Below are 19,906 nucleotides of genomic sequence, written 5' to 3' on the forward strand. Positions count from 1 at the left end.
CTCTGAGAGCGCTCTCAAATCCTGCGTCTGGAGCGTCTCCCACCACCTCCACCCCGTCAAGACTCGAACGCATAACAGCTTGGCGTTACGTTCGGCCGTCGCCCAACTGCCTTCTGTGTGCGTTCTCTTGACACCTAGGTTTCAGGAGTTTTACGTTCCTTGGCACTTGAGAGCGCTCTCGAAGGCGCTCTCTCCCCCCCCATGATGACCATGATCGAGGTGCTGCTCGTGCAAGCCTCCCTCTCCAGACTCGCCTCCCGGGCCGGGGTCAGACCCGCCGCGGCCACGCTCCTCGCCGTCGCCCTGGCCGCCGTCACCCTGGGCCCCGCCGCCTCCCCCGCGGCCGCCGCCACCGTCCCCGCAGGCGCCGGCAGCTACACCGACTCCCGCCCCGCCGGCACCCAGGGCCCGACCACCAACACCGGCGCACCCGTCACCCCCAAGCTGACGACCGCCGCCCGGGACAAGCCGGTCCCGACCAACGACTGGTGGTCCTCGCTCGCCTTCCAGCGCTACGGCGACAACCCGTACTCCACCCCCATGTACGGGCACCCGCTCACCTACCAGGCCAAGGCCTCCGGCCTGGAGGTCGGCTACCCGACCACGCCCGCGATCGTCGGCGACGGCCGGCAGTACGAGTACGCCCACAAAGCCGATCTCACCGTCGGCCTGACCGGCCTGAACTCCCCCGACACCAAGGCCGACGCCTGGTCCGACTGGACGGTCACCCCGTACTGGGCGGACGGCTCCCGCACCTTCCGGGCCACCATCGGCCACGGCATGCCGTTCGTGTACGCCAAGGGGTCCGGCGGCGACGCCCGCATCACGACCGCCTCCACGCCCACGGTCTTCTCCGACCAGGGCAACGTCGTCGGCATCACGGTCGCCGGGCACCACTACGCCCTGTTCGCCCCGACCGGCGCCGACTGGAACATCTCCGGCACCACGATCACCGCCGGGCTCGGCTCCAAGGACTACTTCTCGCTCGCCGTCCTGCCTTCCACGGACGCGCTCGCGACCTACCGCAAGTACGCCTTCAGCTTCGTCACCGGCTCCCAGGTGGCCTGGCAGACCACCGGCGGCAACGTACGGGCGACCTACTCCCTGACCACGGAGGCCCGGGAGGGCACCGAGCGGGGCACGCTCCAGGCGCTCTACCGCCACCAGTGGCTGCATACGACCGACGCGCTGACCCCGTACACGTACGTCTCGCCGCGCGGCACGATGAAGGTGCGCGAGGCCGCCTCCTTCACCACCAGCCAGAGGAACAACGGCGTGGTGCCCGCGCTGCCCGTCTCCAGCGGTGTCGACCGGGCCCGGCTGACCGGCTACCTCAACGAGGTCGCAGGCGCCTCCGACCCGTTCTCCGGGGCCAGGGACACCTACTGGACCGGCAAGGCGCTCGGCAAGCTCGCCCAGCTGGTGCCCGTCGCCGACCAGATCGGCCAGACCGCCACCCGCGACAAGCTCCTCGGCCTGATGAAGGGCCGGATGCAGGAGTGGTTCACGGCGGGCGGCGCCAGTGAGTTCAGCTACGACAAGGACTGGAAGACCCTCACCGGGTACCCGGCCTCGTACGGCAGCGACACCGAGCTCAACGACCACCACTTCCACTACAGCTACTACGTGTACGCGGCGGCGATCATCGCCCAGTACGACCAGGCCTGGGCGGCCGACTCGGCCTGGGGCACGATGATCAAGCACCTCATCCGCGACACCGCCAACCCGAGCCGCACCGACTCGGCGTACCCCTTCCTGCGCGGCTTCGACGTCTACGCGGGCCACAGCTGGGCCTCCGGCCACCAGGGCTTCGCGGCGGGCAACAACCAGGAGTCCTCCTCGGAGTCCATCAACCTCAGCGCCGGACTGGTGCTGTGGGGTGCGGCCACCGGGGACAACTCCCTCCGCGACCTCGGTAGTTACCTGCTGACGACCGAGTCCGAGGCGATCACCCAGTACTGGTTCGACGCCAACGACACGGTCTTCCCCGCCTCGTACAGGTACGGCACGGTCGGCATGGTCTGGGGCAGCGGCGCCTCCTACTCCACCTGGTGGACGGCGAACCCGGAGGAGATCCACGGCATCAACGTCCTTCCGGTGACCGGCGGTTCGCTTCACCTGGCCCGTGAGAAGGCGGCGATCAAGCGGAACATCGCCGAGATGGAGCGCGAGAACGGGGGCCCGGCCCAGGAGTGGCGCGACCTGCTCTGGGAGTTCGAGGCCCTCTCCGACCCGGCGTCGGCGAAGGCCAAGTGGAATGGTGTGAACGGGAACTACACCCCGGAGGAGGGTGAGTCCAAGGCGCACACCTACCACTGGATCAACACCCTCGACACACTCGGCGCACCGGACATGACGGTCAGTGGCGACCTGCCGACCTCCGCCGTCTTCTCCAAGAACGGCACCCGCACCTACACCGCCCACAACCACAGCTCCGCCACCCGTACGGTGACCTTCTCCGACGGCAAGACCCTGTCCGTACCGGCCCGTTCGACGGCGGTCAGCACGGGACCCGGCGGCGGGAACCCCGACCCCGACCCGGAGGAGCCCGGCAACCCCTCCACCGGCAACACCTTCCGCCTGAAGACCGGCGGCGTCCTCACCACCGCCACCACCGACCCGGCGGGCGCCGACACCATCGCCTCCGCCGACGGTGTGAACCGGGACGGAACCCCGTACCGCCCGACCGTCTACGAGGTCAAGAAGGTCAACGGCAAGGTCTCCGCCGGGGCCGCCACCGCGTTCCGCCTCCGGGTGGACGCGGGAACCAAGGTCGGGCTCGCCCCGCAGGTCCGGGTCAGCTACGACCTGACCGGCGACGGCACCTTCGACCGCACCGAGACCTTCCGCTACTTCGCCACCGACCCGGTCAACGGGTGGGAGGAGTACACGCAGGCGGTCGGCGCGCAGGCGACCACCGGCAGCCTGGGCGAGCTGAGGAACGGCACGGTCCGCCTGGAGATCTGGAACGCGCTGGGCAACGGCACGTCGCAGGTGCAGACGGGCACGGACGCGGCGGTGCTGCGGATCCCGTACGTGTAGGACGCGCGACCACGTACGGGCCAGGCATCCCGTACGTGGGGCGCGCAGGGCGCGTGATCCCGTACGTGTAGGACGTTGATGTGCGGGCACGATCGGTGCGGCGGGTCTCCGGCTCCTCAGGGCGGAGGCCCGCCGTACTCGCACCCGTCTCCCGGGTGTTACGCCGAGGCGCGCCGTACCAGCGTCGTCGGGGTGATCACCGAGTCGGGCGCCGAGCCGCTCCCCGTACGGTCCCGGTCCAGGCCGCGCAGCAGCAGCCGGGCCATCAGCCGCCCCTGGCCCTCGATGTCCTGGTTCACCGTGGTCAGCGGCGGGTCGGTCTCCTCGGCCACCCCGTCCATGTCGTCGAACCCGACGATCGCCACCTGCTCCGGCACCGCGATCCCGCGCTCCCGCAGGACCCGCAGCGCGCCCGAGGCCATCAGGTCGTTGGCGACGAACACCGCGTCGAGGTCGGGCCGCCGCTCCAGCAGCTCGGCCATCGCCCGGGCCCCGCTCTCCACGGTGAACCCACCCTCGGCGACGAGCGTCGGGTCCACGTCGATCAGGACGTCCCGGTAGCCGTCGAGGCGGTCCATCGCGGAGGTCTGGTCGGGCGGCCCGCCGATGTGCGCGATCCGCTCCCGCTCCAGGTCCCGCAGATACTGCACGGCGACCCGCGCCCCGCCCCGGTTGTCGGCGTCCACATACGGAACGGCCTGGTCGCCGGGGTCGGCGGTCCAGCTGGGCCGGCCTCCGTACACCGTCGGGATCCCCGCCCGCCGGGTGATCGCGGGCAGCGGGTCGTCGGTGTGGAGGGAGAAGGCGAGCGCGCCGTCCACGTGGCCGCCGGAGAGGTAGCGCGCGATGCGGTCGAAGTCGCCGGGGCCCTCCACCAGCAGCAGGACGAGCTGGGTGTCGTGGGCGGTCAGCTCCTTGCTGATGCCCCGGATCTGCTGGGAGAAGAAGGGGTCCGAGAAGATCCGTATCTCCGGCTCGGCGATGACGACGGCCACCGCGCCCGTCCGCCGGGTGACCAGGGTCCGGGCCGCGTGGTTGGGGATGTAGCCGAGCTCGTCGACCGCCTGGAGCACCTTGTCGACCAGCGGTTTGCGCACCCCGTCGCCCCCGTTGACGACCCGCGAGGCGGTGGCCCGGGAGACCCCCGCACGCGCCGCGACGGCTTCCAGGGTGGGCCGGGACCCGGGGGACTGCTCGGGCAAGACGGTCGCTCCTCGTCGGCGGGGGCGGCGGCACGCGCAGTGGTGCTGGCCAGGGGCCTGTGCCGTCGCCGGATCGTCTACAGCCTAGCGCTGGGGCGGACGGACGGCTGAGAGCGCTTCCAAGCGGTGGTACGGGCTCCGGTTCACTCTTGGGCGACTCCTCAGGGCCCGCTGCGCGTTGGACACGCTGGGTAGGCATTGCGCTTACCCGGAGTGGAAGGTGTGCGGCATGGAAGCGACGGAGCGGCGCAGGGTGGCGGCGAAGAGGGTGCGGGCGGCGGAGGACGCGGTGGAACAGCTGAAGGAAGGGCTCGCCGGGCGGGGCGTGACGCTGCCTTCGCTGCGGGTCGACCCCGTCTCGTGCGCGGGCAACGAACCGACGCCGCTGGTCGACCTGGGCCGCTGCAACATCGACACCGCGTTGCGGCTGTGCGAGGTGCTGGCGGAGAAGGAGAGCGGTCATGGCGAGTGAGGGGCTGACGGGGGAGGCGCTGGCGGGTGCCGGGCGTGAGCCGTATCGGCCCGAGACGGGGACACTCGCGGTGGACGGCCGGGACGGGCGCGTCGGCCGGGTGACGGGCCGGGCCGGGGAGGACGTGCGGTTGCGGCCGCCGGGCGGCGGGCCGGAGTGGTCCTGCCCCCCGGACGCCCTACGGCCGGCCCCGCCGGGTGTGGCGTTGCGGGCCCGGGTGACGGAGATCAACCGGGAGGGGCAGCTGCCGCGTTGAGGGTGGTGGACGCACATGGAGGCGGCGGAGCCGACCCCTCCTCGGGGTCGGGCCCGCCGCCGTTCAGGGGCGTACGCCGAGCCGGCAGGGGCCGGGCGTCCGCGGACGTGGGTCACATGATGCGGAAAGCCATGCGAACGCGCGCCACATGATGCGGAAAGCCATGCGGGTGCGGATCACATGATGCGGAAGGCCATGTAGTACGCGGAGATCTGTGCGTGGTAGCCCGGGTCATCGGCCTGTCGGTGGCGGTCGAACTCCGGCGAGTCCTTGACCTGCTCCTTGGTGAGGTCCACGTAGACCTTGCGGTCCTCCGTGTCGATGCGCCGGACCGTGCCCGCCGGGAGCAGGACGTCCCTGCCGAAGATCCAGACCCCGGTGTCGACGAGCAGGTAGGCGGAGCCGGCCTCGTCGGAGTGCTTGTCGACCTTTCCGATACCGCCGTCGGTCGCCTCCACCGCATATCCGGAGAGATCGGCGCCCGCGGTGTGACCGCTCGACGGCTGGTAGCCCCACAGGGATTCGCTCATTGTGGCCCCTTTCGCGAAGGTCGATGCAGCCCATCGTCGATGAATTGATTGATGGGTTCGCCGGTTGTTCGTGTGCCCGGTGGAAGCCGGTGTACACATGGCCGGCGGCAAGGGGTGGAGCAACGGGGTGGGGGCCGGGCTGACGCCCGGCCCCCACCCCGTTATCGCTGTTCAGAACCGCTTACCAGCGGTACCACCGACCCCGGCGCCCGCCTCCTGCGGCGGGCCGGACGAAGAAGCCCACGACCCACACGGCCAGGAGGATCACGGCTATCCACCAGAGGGCTTTGAGCGCGAATCCGGCACCGAAGAGAAGCAGGATGAGCAGAAGAACGAGAATCAGGGGGACCATGGTTATCAACCTCCGGAAATTCAGGTTCCCGGCATTGCTTTCCTTACACGCCATCTGCACCCATGGATCTTATTTTTTCTTCACACGCAGAAAGTGCCTGGCGGAAGGGTGTGCGTGAGGATGGGAGGGGGCCGACGGAGTGATCCGTGTGATCTGTATGAGGAGTCATCGTGGTCGACGGCAGGCGTTCGTTGACCGTCGCGTGCCCGCTGGACCGGGTCGTCGCGTGTCGCGCCGATGCCGCGCGCGGTGCTCGCCCACTGCGGGACCTGAGGCGCCGAGTGGTGGGAAGACGCGAGCGGGGTGAGGGGGGATGGGCGACGGGACGGAGGGAAGGCAGTGTCCGACGAGGTGCGAGGACCCGGCGACGTACGGGGATCCGGCGACGTCCGGGGGTGGCTCTCCCCGAAAGCGGTGGCGGCCGAGGCCGGTGTGAGCCAGGAGTTCGACCTCTCCCAGTGCGTGAGGGAGCCGATCCACCTGCTCGGCGGCGTCCAGTCGTACGGGGCCCTGGTCGCCGTCCGGCTGTGCGACGCCGTCATGGACACGGTGAGCCGGAACGCGGGCGAGGTGTTGGGCCGGGCGGCCGACGAGCTGGTGGGGGAGCCGGTCACGGAGCTCATCGGGGACGAGCAGTGGGCGCTGGCGCGGGAGAGTACGGAGGTGGCGGGCCCCGGCGAGGGGGCGGCGGGGTCTTCGGACGGGTCCGCGGCCTCCGGTGTGCTGTCCCTCTCGCTGGAGTCGGGCGACGGGCGGGCGCGGCCCTTCGACGTGACCGTCCACCGGGTCGCCGAGCTGCTGGTGCTGGAGTTCGAACCACGGGCCGCGGACGGTCCGTTCGTGTTCCAGAACTTCTATCCCCGGGTGCGGCGCGCCCTGCACCGGCTCCAGGGTGCCGCCGGTGTCACCGAGTGCTGTGCGACCGCAGTCCGTGAGGTCCAGGCGCTCACCGGGTACGACCGGGTGGTGGCGTACCGGTTCGACGGCGCGGAAGGGCCCGGCCAGGTCATCGCGGAGGCGCTCAACGAGGGGCGGGAGCCGTGGCTGGGGCTGTGGTTCCCGGCCAGCGACATCCCGCCGCAGGCCCGCCGCCTCTACGCCCGCAACTGGATCCGGGTCATCGGGGACGTGGACGACGCGACGGTGGGGCTGCTGCCGGAGCTGCGGGAGGGGACCGGGGAGCCGCTGGATCTTTCGGGCTCGATACTCCGTACCGTCTCCGGCTACCACCTGGAGTACCTGCGCAACATCGGCGTGGCCTCGTCCATGTCCGTATCCCTGTTGCACGACGGCGAGTTGTGGGGGCTGATCGCCTGCCATGGCGACGAGCCGCGGCTGCTGACCCCCGAAGTGCGGGCGGCCTGCGAGTTCTTCGGGATCGCGCTGTCCCTGCAACTGGCGGCCATCGCTGAGCGCGAGCAGGCGGACGAGCTGTCCGGCTACCGGCGGGCGCTCGCCACGCTGCTGGCCCGGCTCAGCTCGCAGGCGCCGGACGCATTGCTGGGACCCGGCTCCGGACTGGCCGGACTTCTGGGCGCGGACGGCGCGTTGCTCGTACGGGGTGCGGAGGTGTCGGCGACGGGTGACCCGGTCCCCGCCGCGCTCCCGGGGCTGCTGGAGCGGCTGGCGGGTACGGGGCCTGTGGGCGAGGTGTGGAGCAGCGACCGGGTGCCGGAGGTGCTGGGGCTCGACCCGGCGGAGGCGGAGGCGCAGGGGGTGCCCGCGGGCCTGCTCTTCCTCCCCTTCGACCGGGACGGCGACCTGCTGGCGTGGTGGCGCCGTGAACAGCCCGCGCCCCGGGAGTGGGCGGCCGACCCGGCGCGCCCTGTGCGGACGGGGCCGGGCGGCGAGCGGCTTACCCCGCGCGGTTCCGCCGCCGTCCACCGGGCGACCGTACGCGGGCGGAGCACGCCGTGGAGCCCCGCGCAGCGCGTCGTGGCCGGAGAGCTGTGGCGGGAGATGGCGGGCCTGCTGAGCCGTCAGATGGCGGAGCTGGAGGCACGGAACACCGTGCTCGCCCGGACCAACGAGGACCTGGACTCCTTCGCCCACGCGGCGGCCCACGACCTGAAGGAGCCGTTGCGGGGGATCTCGAACGCCGCCGCCTTCATCGTCGAGGACGCCGGTGCCGTACTGGACACCACCTCACTGCGCCGCCTGACCACCGTGCGCCGGCTCGCGGAGCGCATGGACGGGCTGCTGGACTCCTTGCTGCACTTCTCGCTCCTGGGTCAAGTCGGACTGGAGCGGCAGGAGTTGTCGCTGGACGAGGTGGTCGACGACGCGCTGCTCGTGGCCGGGGACCGGCTGTCGGAGCAGGGCGTGACGGTGGTGCGCCCGGCCCCGCTGCCCCGGGTGAGGGCGGATCGGGAGCGGTTGCGGGAGGTGCTGGAGAACCTGTTCGTCAACGCGGCCAAGTACGCGGCGGACGAGGGGACCGGGGAGCGGCGCGTGTGGGTGGAGGCGGTGCCGGTGGCGGAGCCGGACGGCGAGGGCGGGCGGGAGGTGACGGCCGTCGTCGTACGGGACAACGGCATCGGCATCCCGCCCGGTCAGCACGAGGACGTCCTCCAGCTGTTCCGTCGGCTGCACCGGCGCGAGGAGCGGGGCGGCGGCTCGGGCGTGGGCCTCGCCGTGGTCAAGCGGATCGTGGAGCGCCACGGGGGCCGGCTGTGGCTGGAGAGCCCGGCCGTGGCACCGGAGAGCGGCCGGGGGCCGGGTGGTGGCGGGCCGGGGACGGCGGTGTGGTTCACGCTGGGCGCCACGGACACCCCTTAGACCCCTGGAGCCCTGGGCCCTCAGGCCTTCCGCCAGGCCTTCCGCTAGGCCTTCTGCGACATCCAGAAGTCGACCGCGCCCCGCAGAACCGTCTGGAACAGCTCGAAGTTGACGGGCTTGTAGATGTAGCTGTCGGCGCCCGCCGCGTAGCACGCGTCCTCCTCCGCGGAGGAGGTGGACGAGGTGAAGACCACCACGGTCAGCGACGCGCACGCGGGCTGCGCGCGCAGGTTCGACAGGAGCGTCAGACCGTTCGTGCCCGGCATGTTGAGGTCGAGCAGCACCAGGTCCGGCGTGGGGGCGGCCGGGTCGAGCAGGCGGGGTACCACGGCATCGCCGCGCGGGGCGAATTCCACGTGCAGGGAGGGGTGGGAGCGGGACAGGGCGCGCTGGATGGCCTCGGTGTCCTCCTCGGAGTCCTCCACCACGAGGATCAGCCCGTCGCTGTTCATCGGGGTGCCGCCTGTCCGCCGGTTCGGATGGTCATCGCACGGCCGCCTCTTCGATCCGGGGGTCACGGGGGAGCAGGCCCGCGTCCGGCGGAACACCGGTCCAGCGGGCCACGAGCAGGGCGATGTCGTCCTGCCCGGAGGCGCGGAACGCCTCGGCCTGCTGCGCCAGGCTCTCCGCGATGTGTGCGGCGCCGGAACCGCGCAGGGCGGAGAGCCGCGCGGGCAGGACGCTCTCGAAGAAGGCACCGCCCGCCTCACGTGACTCGGTGAGCCCGTCGGTGAACAGCACCAGGGTGTCGTCCGGGGCGATCTGTTCCTCGTGGCTCTCGTACGAGACGTCGTCCAGGACGCCGAGGAGGAGGCCGCCGGAGAGCACTTCGGAGACCGTGCCGTCGCTGCGGAGCACCAGGGGCGGGGGGTGTCCCGCGCTGCACGTGCTGAGCACGGCGGTGCCGTCGGCCTGGGGCGCCAGCGTGGCGACGACCGCGGTGAGGAAGCGGCTCGCCCGCTCCTGGAGCAGGGCCCGGTTGAGCCGGCTGAGGGCGGTGCCCGGGTCGGTGCCCTCCTCCAGCAGGGTGCGCAGGGTGTGGCGGGCCAGGCCGGTGAGGGCCGCCGCCTCCGCGCCGCGACCGCAGACGTCGCCGATGAGCAGGGCGATGGACCCGTCGGGCCGGGGCACGGCGTCGTAGAAGTCGCCGCCCACGTCCAGCATGGGGTCGCCGACCGCGTAGCTCGCCGACAGGTCCCACTGGTCGGTCACCGGGAGCTGCGAGGGGAGCAGGTGCTCCTGGAGCGAGAGGACGGCGTGCCGGCGGAGCTCGTAGAGGAGTGCGTTGTCGATGGCGAGCGCGGCCCGGGTGGCGAGGCTGCGGAGGAAGGCGCTGTCCGGCAGCCGGGCCTCGGGCCGCTCGTAGACGAAGATGATGCTGCCGACGACGCGGCCCCGGGCGCGGAGGGTGCTGATGCTGACGACGGCGGGGTGGGGGCCGTCCCCGGCCGGTCTCGCGTCGGCGACGGTGCCATCCGCGTCGGCTGTGCTGACGGCCTCGGTGAACGGCGAGCCGTCGAGTGCGGCGCCGCTCAGGAACACCGTGTCCTCGTCCTCGCCCCGGCGCGCGAGCAGCGCCGCCAGCCACGGGTCGTGGCGGCCGGCCTCCTCCAGGGCGCGCTGCTGCTGGACGGCGACGTGTGTGGCGGCGACGAACTCCGGCCCTTCGCTGCGCAGCAGATGGACGAGAGCGCCGTCGGCGACGGCCGGTACGGCGATCCGGGCCACCCGGCGCAGGGTGTCCTCCACGTCCAGGGACGAGTCCATCTGGAGCGAGGCCTCGGCGAGCAGCGCGTCGTCTGAGGCCCGGCGGGTCTCGCGGCCGCGCTGGAGGATGCCGGTGTGGCAGGCGACGATGACGTCGACGGCCTGCGTCAGACGGCTCTCGACGACCGCCAGGTCAGCCGAGCCGTCCACGGCGAGGGCCAGCGCCGCCCAGCCACGCTGGTCCAGCCGGAAGGTGCAGGCCACGACGGAGGCCCCGGGTGCCTGCCGCAGGAACTCCGCCTCCGGCCACACCGAGTCGTCGAGACCTTCCACGGCGGACCGGGTCACCACGGGTTCGCCGCCCGGCTCCCGTACGGCCGCCCGGGGCATCGACCGCGTGGTCGCGACGGTCACCGGGGTGTCGCTCCCGGCGCTCAGGGCACGCATGTACCGCAGGACCTGCTTCTCGTCCCACCGCGTGCCCACCACGAGGTGGACCCCCGGGGTGGCGAGGAGCGACGTGTACACGTCGTCCGCCAGCGCCGCGACCTCCTCGGCCCGCGAAGCGGCCTGCCAGAGCCGGTGCAGCGCACTGGACCAGGTGTCGTCGGCCATGCCCCGCCCTCCGGTTTCCGTATGAGGCCTTGTGCTCCGTCTTCGGCCAGTATGACCGGAGGGCCGGAACTCATGTCGTGGGAGGGATCACGGGGCGGGCGAGCTGTCCTGGGCGCGGCACTCGATCGTGGGACGCTGGGAGAAGCGGCGTACAGCCGCGAAACCTCCGATCCAGCCTCTCGGCAAGGCCCCGGAGGAAAAGACCCGCGCATCCCGGCCGCCTCCTCCCCCAAGGGTCGGCCGGGCGTGTCACGACCCTGATCAATAGGAGCCGTGGGACGCGTTCCAGCTGTTCGAGTGAGCGGCGTCTTTCAGCTTGACCCTGTTTTCCCTCCGGGCGGTCAGACCCTCGCCGGTGCCTTCTCCGGGGAGCCGGGGTCCGGGGAGCCCGGGTCGCCCGCCCGGTCCGCGTCCGGGGCCGGGTGCGGGCCGCCCGTCGCCGCGACCGTGGAGGGGGCCGGGTCCTGGGAGACGTTGAACTCGGTCAGCAGGTCCTTGCTGAAGCCGAAGAAGTACGTGGCCAGGAAGCCCGCCACGTAGCCGACCAGCAGGCCGGCCCCGTAGATCGCGATCGTCGAGCCCAGGCCGTGGTTGCCGTCCAGGAGCGGGAACAGGGCCCAGCCGGAGGGGCCGATGGCCGTCGAGCCGACCGTGTCGCCGAGCTGGTTGAACAGGCCGACGAAGCCGCCGCCGAACGCGCCGCCCACGCACGCCGTGATGAAAGGGCGGCCGAGGGGGAGCGAGACGCCGTAGATCAGGGGTTCGCCGACGCCCAGCAGGCCCGCCGGGAGCGCGGACCTGATGGTGCGGCGGATCGACTCGTTGCGGGGGAGGCGGAAGTACACGGCCATCGCCGCGCCGACCTGGCCCGCGCCCGCCATCGCCAGGATCGGGAGCAGGACCGTGAAGCCCTGCTGCTCGATCAGCGTGGTGTGGATCGGGATCAGCGCCTGGTGCAGGCCGAGCATCACCAGGGGCAGGAACAGGCCGCCGAGGACGAAGCCCGCGCCCGCGCCACCGTTGGAGAGCAGCCAGTCCGCGAACGTGCCGATCGCCGAGGACACCTCGCCCGCCACGTACATCAGGCCGAAGATCGTCGCCAGGCCGGAGACCAGCACCGTCAGGGTCGGGGTGACCAGGACGTCCAGCGCCTCCGGCACCCAGCGGCGGCACCACTTCTCCACGTACACCGCCAGCACCGCCGCCCCCAGCGCGCCGAGCACACCGCCCTGGCCGGGCGAGAGGGTCTGGCCGAAGGCGTCGATGTTCGCGACGCCCGGGAAGACGATGATCGCCGCGACCGCACCGCCCAGGATCGGCGTACCGCCGAACTCCTTCGCCGTGTTGTAGCCCACGAACACCGCGATCAGCGCCATGAAACCGGACGCCATCGCCGCCAGCGCGGGCGTCACGGCCGGCAGCCAGCCCAGGTTGACCAGCAGCCCGTTGAGGCCCGCGATGATGCCGCAGCCGATGAGGGCCGGGATCAGCGGCACGAAGATGTTGGCGATCCTGCGCAGGAACAGCTTGAACGGGGTCGCGTTCCTCGCCTTCTGCTGCGCCTTGATCGCCGCGCCCTGCGCCGCCAGCTCCTCGGCCGATACGGCCGGGGCCGGCTCACCCGGTGCCGGTGCGGCCTCGCGGCCCTCCTCCACCAGGCGCTCGAACTCCGGGGTGACCCGGGCGACCGTGCCCGGACCCAGCACGATCTGGTACGTGTCGTCCTCGACCACGCCCATCACGGCGGGCAGGGCCTTCAGCGCCTCGTCGTCGACGAGTGACCGGTCGTGCAGCCCGAGGCGGAGCCGGGTCATGCAGTGGGCGGTGGAGCTGACGTTCGCGGCGCCGCCGACGAGCGGGAGGATGGCGGCGGCGGTGGCGCGGTTCTTGTCTTCTGTGGCCATGGTGCGAGGTGCCTTGCTGTGCGGGGCGTGGGGGGCCCAGGGGTGGGTCAGGTGGCGCGTACGGCCGTGAGGGCGGCGCGGAGGTGCCCGTCCGACTCGGTCAGGAGCCGGGCGGCGGTGGGGCCGTCGACCTGGCCGAGGACGACCAGGATCGCGTTCTTGACCTCGCCGTCGGTGGCGGCGAGCGCGGCCTCGATCTCGGCGTCGGACGCGCCGGTGGCGAGGGAGACGATGTGCCGGGAGCGGGCCCGGAGCTTCTCGTTGGAAGCGCGGACGTCGACCATGAGATTCCCGTACGTCTTGCCGAGCCGGATCATGGTGATCGTCGAGATCATGTTGAGGACGAGCTTCTGTGCCGTGCCCGCCTTCAGCCGGGTCGAGCCGGTGAGCAGCTCGGGGCCGGTGACGATCTCCAGGCCGTGCTCGGCGGCGGCGGCGAGCGCCGAGCCCGCGTTGCAGGAGAGGCCGATGGTCAGGGCGCCCTGCGCGCGGGCGTGCTCGACAGCGCCGATCGCGTACGGCGTACGGCCGGAGGCGGAGATGCCGACCACCGTGTCGTCCGCCGTCAGCTTCAGCGCGTCCAGGTCGGCGGCGGCCAGCTCCTTGCTGTCCTCGGCCCCCTCGACCGCCTTCACCATCGCGGACGGGCCACCCGCGATCAGGCCGACGACCTCGGACGGGTCGGTGTTGAAGGTGGGCGGGCACTCGCTGGCGTCCAGCACCCCGAGGCGGCCCGCCGTGCCCGCGCCCGCGTAGATCAGCCGGCCGCCGCGGGCCATGCGCTCGGCGGCGGCGTCGATCGCGGCGGTGATCTGCGGCAGCCGCTCGGCGACGGCGGTGGGGACGGTGGCGTCCTCGCCGTTCATGATCCGCGCGATCTCCGCCGTGGGCAGCCGGTCGATCTCGGCGAACTCGGGGCGGAAGGCCTCGGTGGTGAGCGTGGCCAACTGGGCGCGGAGCTCGCCGTAGCCCTCGGGGGAGGCGGGAGTGTCGGTGGTGGAGGTCATGGAGGGCGGCTCTGCTTTCTCGTGCTCGTGCTCGTGCTCGTACGCGTACGCGTGGTTCGTGGCCCGTTCCTGGGCCGGGCGGCTCAGCGGGTGCGCGGGCTGTGGCGGTGGGCCAGCGCCTCGTAGGAGGCGGCGAGGGCGGGTGCGGCCGTCTCGTACGTCCGCTGGGCCACGCCTATGAACAGGCAGTCCACGACGAGCAGCTGGCTCGTCCGGCTCGACATGGCGGCGGGGCGCAGCTCGCTCTCGCGTGCGGTGGACGTGGTGAGCACGTGGTCCGCGTACTGCGAGACGGGTCCGTCGGGCCGCCCGGTGATCGCGACGGTCGTCGCCCCCCGGTCGAACGCGACCCGCAGCGGCTCGATGACGTCACCGGTCGAACCGGAGTGCGTGATCGCTATCGCCACGTCGCCGGCGCGCAGCTGCACGGCGTTGGTCACCGCTAGGTGCGGGTCGGTGTGTGCGTGGGCTATCAGGCCGATCCGGAGCAGCTTCTGCGCCAGGTCCTGGCCGACGAGGGAGGAGGCGCCCACACCGTAGATGTCGATGCGGCGGGCGGTCGACGCGGCGGCCACGGCGGCGCCCAGCTGTACGGTGTCCAGCCCGGCCGCGGTGTCCGCGAGGGTCTGCTGCTCGTCGAAGGCCAGCTTGGCGACCACCTCGGCGATCGGGTCGTCCACCGCGATGTCCGCCGTGACGGCGGGCGACCGCCCCGACTCCTGGTGCGCGGCGAGCCCGGCCAGGGCGAGGCGCAGGTCCCGGTAGCCGGGGTAGCCGAGAAGGCGGGCGGTGCGGACGACGGTCGCCTCACTGGTGCCGGTGAGCTCGGCGAGACCGGTGACGGTGAGGGCGGCACATCCGGCCGGGTCGCCCGCGACGGCTTCGGCGACCAGCTGCATGGAGCGGGTCATGGAGGGCGCGAGCGTCCGCACCTTGGCGGCGAGGGCCGCGGGGGCGGGCGGGGAGTCGCCGCTGAAAATTTCCTTCACGTCTTGGGTCACATCTGAAAGATATTTTCAACCCGGGGGCCCGTCAACCCCCTGTGGTCTCCGCCTCTGGCGCCGCCCCGCACGCGCCCGGCGCACAATGGGGGGCATGGAGCTGAACCCCCTGGAGCAGGCACTGCACACCGCCCGCGCGCTGGTCATGGCCGATCTCGTCGCGGGCGGTGTCGCCGAGGCCGACGTCGTATCCCTCGTCGAGGACGCCGTGACGCACCGCCGGTGGTGGGTCGAGCAGTGGCCCGAGGGCGCGGAGTTCGTCGCCGGGCTGGTCGCCCAGGACGTGCAGGACGCCCTGCTGGAGAAGTACGGGCGGTGGCCGCTGTGCCCCGCGTGCGCCGAGGACGAGCCGCACGCGCTGGACGTCGAACCGGAGCTCGGGCCCGACCCGCACTGGGTGTGCACGAAGGCGGCCGTGGCCGTCGCGCCGGTGGGGGCGCTGGGCGAGGTAGCGCGGCGGTGACCCTCTACATCGACCCGCCCACCTGGCCCGGACACGGCCGCCTCTGGTCGCACCTGGTCAGCGACGTGTCGTTCGAGGAGCTGCACGCGTTCGCCGCCGCGATCGGCTGCCCGCCGCGCGCCTTCGAGCGCGACCACTACGACGTACCGGAGGCGTATTACGCGGACGCGGTACGGGCCGGGGCGCGGGAGATCGGCTCGAAGGAGCTGGTGCGCCGCCTCACCGCCGCCGGGCTCCGGCGCCCCAAGGGGCGGGCGACGGCTTAGGGACGGCCGGCGGCGCTCAGGGCCGGGTGGGGGAGGGGCCCTGTGTCCCCGCCGAGCATGCAGCCGTCGTCCCGACCGGTGCCGTACGCCCCGGACGCGCCGCCCGTTCCTCCCGGGCCGCGCTCTTCGCGATCAGGCGCGAGCGCGAGACGCCGCCCCCGCCGCGCTGGAGCCGCAGTGACACCGCCACGGCCGCCAGGGCCAGGACCGTCATCGCCGCGCCCGCCCACGCCGTGGAGGCGAAGCCGAAGTCCGCGTCGATCACCGCGCCGCCCAGCCACGGGCCGCTCGTGTTGCCCAGGTTGAACGCGGCCGTCGTGGTGGCCCCGGCCAGCGTCGGGGCAGCCCCCGCCACGTTGAACATCCGGGCGTTGAGCGCGGGGGCCGTGAAGAACGCCGACAGACCCAGCAGGAACGCCAGCGCGACGACCGCGACCTGGCTGGAGGCGAACAGGGCCAGCGCCGCCAGGAACACCGTGGACGCCGTGATCCCGCTGAGCAGCACCCCGAAGAGGTGCGCGTCCGCGACCCGGCCGCCGATCGTCGTACCGATCAGCGCGCCGACCCCGAACAGGCCCAGGATCCACGGCACCCAGCCCGAGTCCAGGCCGGCCACATCGGTCAGCAGCGGCGCCAGGTAGCTGAACGCGCAGAACACCCCGCCCGCCGCGAGTGCGGTGATCACGATCGCCAGCCAGACCTGCCGGTCCCGGTAGATCGCCAGCTCCTGCCGGAGCTGCGGCTTCTTCTCCGGCAGCGGGATGTAGGGGATGCGGGTGACGACCCCCACCAGCGCCACCGCCGACGCCACACCCACCGCCCAGAACGCCGACCGCCAGCCGAGGTGCTCGCCGAGGAAGGCCCCCATCGGCACGCCCAGCACGTTGGCGATCGACAGCCCGCCGATCATCACGGCCATCGCCCGGGCCCGCTGGTTCACCGGGACCATCGCGATGGCCACCGCCGCCCCGACCGCCCAGAAGCCCGCGCAGGCGAGCGCGCTCACCACCCGGGAGGCGAAGAGCACCTCGTACGTCGGCGCCAGCGCGCCCGCCACCTGCCCGAGGCCGAAGACCGAGATCAGCGCGATCAGGGTCGTGCGGCGCGGCAGCCGCAGCGTGGCCACGGCGAGCAGCGGGGCGCCGACCACCATGCCGATCGCGAAGGCGGATATGAGAAGTCCGGCCTGCGGGATCGAGACGTTCATGTCGTCGGCGATCGGCGGCAGCAGACCCGACAGCATGAACTCACTGGTGCCGAGAGCGAAGACCGAGAGGCCGAGGATGTATACGGCCGGCGGCATGGGTGTGCGGCGGCGTGAGGTGGAGTCGGGCATGACTCGTCCCAACACCGGAGAACGTATCCGCATTCCCGGCTCTCAGCAGGTGGACAGCCGTTACGCGGGCAGGGCGTGCAGCTTCTTGCCGTGCAGGGCGAACACGTGCTTGCCGTCGGTGGCGACCAGCCAGGCGTGGTAGTCGCCGGACTTGTCGTTGAACGTCCAGCGCAGGGCGCCGGTCTTCGCGTCGAGGGCGTGGATGCCGCCCCGCTCGTCGAGGTCGGTGGCCCCGTAGAGGGTGGAGCCGACCCGGACGAACTGCCGGGGCACCTGCGCGCCCGCGTCCTTGAGGGACGTGGACTGCCAGACCTTCTTGCCGGTCCGCGGGTCGAGGGCCCACAGCGTCCGGCCGCTGTCCGCGATGTACAGCACGTCGTCCAGGACGGTCGGCTCCCGGAAGGAGGTGAACTGCTCGGCCTCCACGGACCACTTCTCGGACCCGTCGGACAGGGCGAAGGCCTGGAGCTTCTGCCCCTGCGGGACGATCACCAGGTCCTGGTGGACGGCGAAGGGGCCGTAGCTCGTCTTCGTCGTCTTCTGCGTCCACACCTGCCGGCCGGTGGCGGTGTCGCGCACCGTGAGGTTCTTCTTGAAGTCGGTGTAGACGAGGTAGCGGCCCCGGACGGCGGCGTGGACACCGTTCTGCTGGGTGCCGAGGTCGCGCTGCTCCTTCCAGACGAGCTTGCCCGTGCTGCTGTTCAGCGCGGCGATCACGTTGGTACGGGACGAGCCGTCGGCCTCCAGGATCTCGGCGATGACGTACACCTGCGACCCGTCCACCGCGACCGGCCTCGGCTGCCGGTACTCCTTGCCCAGGTGGCTGCGCCAGGTCTCCTTGCCGGAGGCCGGGGCGTACCCGATGACGCTGCCGTCGTACTTGCCGCTGGCCAGGTACAGGGTCCCGTCGTTGTCGCCGTCGCCGAGCAGCAGCGGGGCTCCGGGGACCGCGCCGCCCGGCAGCGACCACCGCTCGGCGCCGGTCGCCCCGTCGAGGGCGGCCAGCGGGTCGCCGCTCGCGATCACGACGCCGCCCACGGCCACGAGCTCGTCGTTGTCCCCGTAGGTCTCGGCGGAGGTGGACTTCGTCCACAGGGGGGCGGGGGTCCTGCCGCCCTCCGGGGCCTTGCCGTCGGACTCGGGAGAGACGGTGCGCGGCGGCGGCGTGCTGCCTGCGCCGCCGGTCGCGGGCTCGTCCTCACAGCCGGTCAGCCCGGCTCCGAGCGCCGCCGTCGTGAGCCCGGCCCCTGCCAGTCGCAGTATTCGCCGCCGTGAAGATCTGCCGGCCGTCGTGCCGTATCCCGTGAATCCCTTGGACATGGTGCCGCCCCCCGTGGAGTCGTCAGATTGTGTGCAACTGCGATGCCAGACATTAGCTGCCGTCAGGTGCCCCGGGCCGGGGCAGGGCGTGACCGGAACAACTCCGTGAAGGAACCGGAACATTTGCCGATCACCGCGGATCGGACGACGACCCCAGCAACTCCAGCTCCGTCGCCAGGTTGTGCCGGGCCCGCGCCTCCCACTCGGCCGCCCCGTGCGGCGTACGGAACAGCCTCGGCAGCGCGAGGAGTTGCCGCAGCACCGCCTCCCGCCCGGCCCGGAACGCCTCGTCGGGCACGAACCCGTACTCCTCCCGCACCCGAGCCGCGTAGGCCGCGTACTCCTGCGGGCTGCCCGCCAGGATCGCCAGGTCCGCGTCGCACAGCACCTCGCCGTTACGGTCCCCGTCGGCCGGGTCGTGCGTCACGGTGAGCCGGACCAACCGCGCGACCTCCGCCGTCACCGCCTCCCCCACCCCCGCCTCGGGCAGCGCCCGTTCGGCGAGGGCGGCGCTGCGCTCCTCGTTCTCCGTACGGTCGGGCCGGTACACCGCGTCGTGGAACCAGGCGGCCAGCCGCACCGCGTGCACATCGGTGGCGTACCCGGCGAGGGTGTCGATCCGGTCCAGGACCGCCGTCAGGTGGGCGGTGGTGTGGTAGCGCCGCTGCGGCTCGGCCCAGCGGGCCAGGAGGTTCTCGGCGTACGGCAGCGGATCGGGGCCGGGCGCTCCCGAGCGGGCGGCGAGGAGCGTGTCCCGCCAGCGGTCGGGCAGGGCACGGGTGTCGCGGGGGCGTGGGCTGTCCGTCATGGGACGACCCTAGAGGCTGGGTCCCGTACGGATGCGAGGCCGAGCCCCGCACGGATGAGAGCCTGAGCCCCCGCACGGATTCAGGCATCCCGCCCCGGCCACCGGCGTCCCTGGGGTTGGCTGGGATCCATGACGACCACGGCCTCCACCCCCGCCGCTCCCGTACGCGATCCCGAACTCCCCGGCCTCCTCCTGCGGACCGAGCGCGATGTCCTCCTCCCTCTCCTGCGCGCCACCCCCGAGTCCGCCTTCGCCCTGCGCACCGCGTGCCCCGGTTGGACCGTCCGCCATGTCCTCGCGCACTGCGCCGCCGCCCTGACCAGGGTGGTCGAAGGCCGGCTGGAGAAAGGGGTGTTCTCGCCCGAGTCCAACGAGCGGGACATCGACGAGCGGGCCGAGCTGCCCCTGCCCGCACTCCTCGACGAGCTGGAGCGCGGGATGACCGAGGCCGGTCCGGTGATCGCCGCCGCGGGCGGGAAGCTGGACGGGGTCGCGCTCGGCGAGTGGGTGCACGCGGGGGACGTACGCGAGGCGTGGGGCCTCGACGGGGCGTACGCGGGGCGCGGACTGGCGTACGCCCTGGGCCTGCTGGAGGGCGTGGCGTACCGGAAGGAGATGCCGCAGATCGTTGCGGACGTGGAGTCGCAGGGCTGGGGAGGGCCGCGCCCGATCGGGCTCCCGTCGTCCGACGGCCGACCCGTGGGCCGGTACCGCGGCGACGGGCCCACGCTGATCCGCCTCTACGCGAACCGGCCGCTGGTCGGCACGCGGTACGAGCTGCACGGCGTACAGGAGGGCGACCTGCACCTCTTCGACCGGCCGCCGAAGCTGGACGGCTGAGGGGCCG

Annotated in this window: 18 protein-coding genes; 7 read left to right on the top strand and 11 right to left on the bottom strand. The window is 72.4% G+C overall.

Annotated features, from left to right (window positions below):
- Positions 1 to 210: 210 nt before the first annotated feature.
- Positions 211 to 3,042, top strand: a complete 2,832-nt coding sequence (locus AMK21_RS12115; RefSeq protein ID WP_073877896.1) for a glycosyl hydrolase — start codon at positions 211 to 213, stop codon at positions 3,040 to 3,042.
- 158 nt (positions 3,043 to 3,200) lie between these two features.
- Here the strand turns inward: AMK21_RS12115 and AMK21_RS12120 are convergent, their stop codons facing one another.
- Positions 3,201 to 4,244, bottom strand: a complete 1,044-nt coding sequence (locus tag AMK21_RS12120) for a LacI family DNA-binding transcriptional regulator (RefSeq protein WP_073877079.1) — start codon at positions 4,242 to 4,244, stop codon at positions 3,201 to 3,203.
- A 229-nt stretch (positions 4,245 to 4,473) separates the two neighbouring features.
- Between AMK21_RS12120 and AMK21_RS12125 the strand changes: the two genes are divergently transcribed.
- Together AMK21_RS12125 and AMK21_RS12130 are read left to right on the top strand one after the other, a co-directional pair.
- Positions 4,474 to 4,716: a hypothetical protein gene (locus AMK21_RS12125; protein WP_073877081.1), complete on the top strand. Its 243-nt coding sequence runs from the start codon at positions 4,474 to 4,476 to the stop codon at positions 4,714 to 4,716.
- Positions 4,706 to 4,972, top strand: coding sequence for a hypothetical protein (locus AMK21_RS12130; protein ID WP_073877083.1), 267 nt, complete (start codon positions 4,706 to 4,708; stop codon positions 4,970 to 4,972). Before AMK21_RS12125 ends, AMK21_RS12130 begins: the two co-directional genes overlap by 11 nt.
- Positions 4,973 to 5,148: 176 nt before the next feature.
- Here the strand turns inward: AMK21_RS12130 and AMK21_RS12135 are convergent, their stop codons facing one another.
- Positions 5,149 to 5,502: a PRC-barrel domain containing protein gene (locus AMK21_RS12135; protein ID WP_073877084.1), complete on the bottom strand. Its 354-nt coding sequence runs from the start codon at positions 5,500 to 5,502 to the stop codon at positions 5,149 to 5,151.
- Between the two features lie 181 nt (positions 5,503 to 5,683).
- Positions 5,684 to 5,854, bottom strand: a complete 171-nt coding sequence (locus AMK21_RS12140) for a hydrophobic protein (protein WP_073877085.1) — start codon at positions 5,852 to 5,854, stop codon at positions 5,684 to 5,686.
- Between the two features lie 339 nt (positions 5,855 to 6,193).
- On the opposite strand from AMK21_RS12140, the gene AMK21_RS12145 reads away from it, so the two are divergent.
- Positions 6,194 to 8,632: an ATP-binding protein gene (locus AMK21_RS12145; protein ID WP_234421910.1), complete on the top strand. Its 2,439-nt coding sequence runs from the start codon at positions 6,194 to 6,196 to the stop codon at positions 8,630 to 8,632.
- Positions 8,633 to 8,676: 44 nt separating this feature from the next.
- Here AMK21_RS12145 and AMK21_RS12150 read toward each other — a convergent pair whose 3' ends face one another.
- From AMK21_RS12150 to AMK21_RS12170, 5 genes are all read right to left on the bottom strand, one after another.
- Positions 8,677 to 9,084 (bottom strand): response regulator, encoded by a 408-nt coding sequence (locus AMK21_RS12150; protein WP_073877087.1) that lies wholly within the window; start codon positions 9,082 to 9,084, stop codon positions 8,677 to 8,679.
- A 31-nt stretch (positions 9,085 to 9,115) separates the two neighbouring features.
- On the bottom strand, positions 9,116 to 10,954 hold the full coding sequence (locus tag AMK21_RS12155; protein WP_073877089.1) for a PP2C family protein-serine/threonine phosphatase: 1,839 nt from the start codon (positions 10,952 to 10,954) through the stop codon (positions 9,116 to 9,118).
- 341 nt (positions 10,955 to 11,295) lie between these two features.
- On the bottom strand, positions 11,296 to 12,858 hold the full coding sequence (locus AMK21_RS12160) for a PTS transporter subunit EIIC (protein WP_073877091.1): 1,563 nt from the start codon (positions 12,856 to 12,858) through the stop codon (positions 11,296 to 11,298).
- A 47-nt stretch (positions 12,859 to 12,905) separates the two neighbouring features.
- The gene (gene murQ / locus AMK21_RS12165; protein ID WP_073877093.1) at positions 12,906 to 13,865 is read right to left on the bottom strand and encodes an N-acetylmuramic acid 6-phosphate etherase; all 960 of its coding nucleotides are present in this window, start codon (positions 13,863 to 13,865) and stop codon (positions 12,906 to 12,908) included.
- Between the two features lie 83 nt (positions 13,866 to 13,948).
- Entirely contained in the window at positions 13,949 to 14,866 is a 918-nt protein-coding gene (locus tag AMK21_RS12170) for a MurR/RpiR family transcriptional regulator (protein ID WP_073877095.1), read from the bottom strand.
- Between the two features lie 94 nt (positions 14,867 to 14,960).
- On the opposite strand from AMK21_RS12170, the gene AMK21_RS12175 reads away from it, so the two are divergent.
- Both AMK21_RS12175 and AMK21_RS12180 read left to right on the top strand, forming a co-directional pair.
- Complete coding sequence (locus AMK21_RS12175; RefSeq protein ID WP_073877097.1) at positions 14,961 to 15,329, top strand: hypothetical protein; 369 nt, start codon at positions 14,961 to 14,963, stop codon at positions 15,327 to 15,329.
- Complete coding sequence (locus tag AMK21_RS12180; protein WP_073877099.1) at positions 15,326 to 15,595, top strand: DUF4031 domain-containing protein; 270 nt, start codon at positions 15,326 to 15,328, stop codon at positions 15,593 to 15,595. The genes AMK21_RS12175 and AMK21_RS12180 overlap by 4 nt, the downstream gene beginning before the upstream one ends.
- Positions 15,596 to 15,611: 16 nt before the next feature.
- Here AMK21_RS12180 and AMK21_RS12185 read toward each other — a convergent pair whose 3' ends face one another.
- The 3 genes from AMK21_RS12185 to AMK21_RS12195 form a co-directional block, all read right to left on the bottom strand.
- Positions 15,612 to 16,898, bottom strand: coding sequence for a Cmx/CmrA family chloramphenicol efflux MFS transporter (locus AMK21_RS12185; protein WP_199863195.1), 1,287 nt, complete (start codon positions 16,896 to 16,898; stop codon positions 15,612 to 15,614).
- 93 nt (positions 16,899 to 16,991) lie between these two features.
- Positions 16,992 to 18,251 (bottom strand): PQQ-binding-like beta-propeller repeat protein, encoded by a 1,260-nt coding sequence (locus AMK21_RS12190; protein WP_073877103.1) that lies wholly within the window; start codon positions 18,249 to 18,251, stop codon positions 16,992 to 16,994.
- Between the two features lie 130 nt (positions 18,252 to 18,381).
- Positions 18,382 to 19,059, bottom strand: coding sequence for a hypothetical protein (locus AMK21_RS12195; protein WP_073877105.1), 678 nt, complete (start codon positions 19,057 to 19,059; stop codon positions 18,382 to 18,384).
- 129 nt (positions 19,060 to 19,188) lie between these two features.
- Between AMK21_RS12195 and AMK21_RS12200 the strand changes: the two genes are divergently transcribed.
- Positions 19,189 to 19,899 (top strand): maleylpyruvate isomerase family mycothiol-dependent enzyme, encoded by a 711-nt coding sequence (locus AMK21_RS12200; protein WP_073877107.1) that lies wholly within the window; start codon positions 19,189 to 19,191, stop codon positions 19,897 to 19,899.
- Positions 19,900 to 19,906: the final 7 nt, after the last annotated feature.

The sequence above is a fragment of the Streptomyces sp. CB00316 genome (genome assembly GCF_001905595.1).
Classification (GTDB): Bacteria; Actinomycetota; Actinomycetes; order Streptomycetales; family Streptomycetaceae; genus Streptomyces.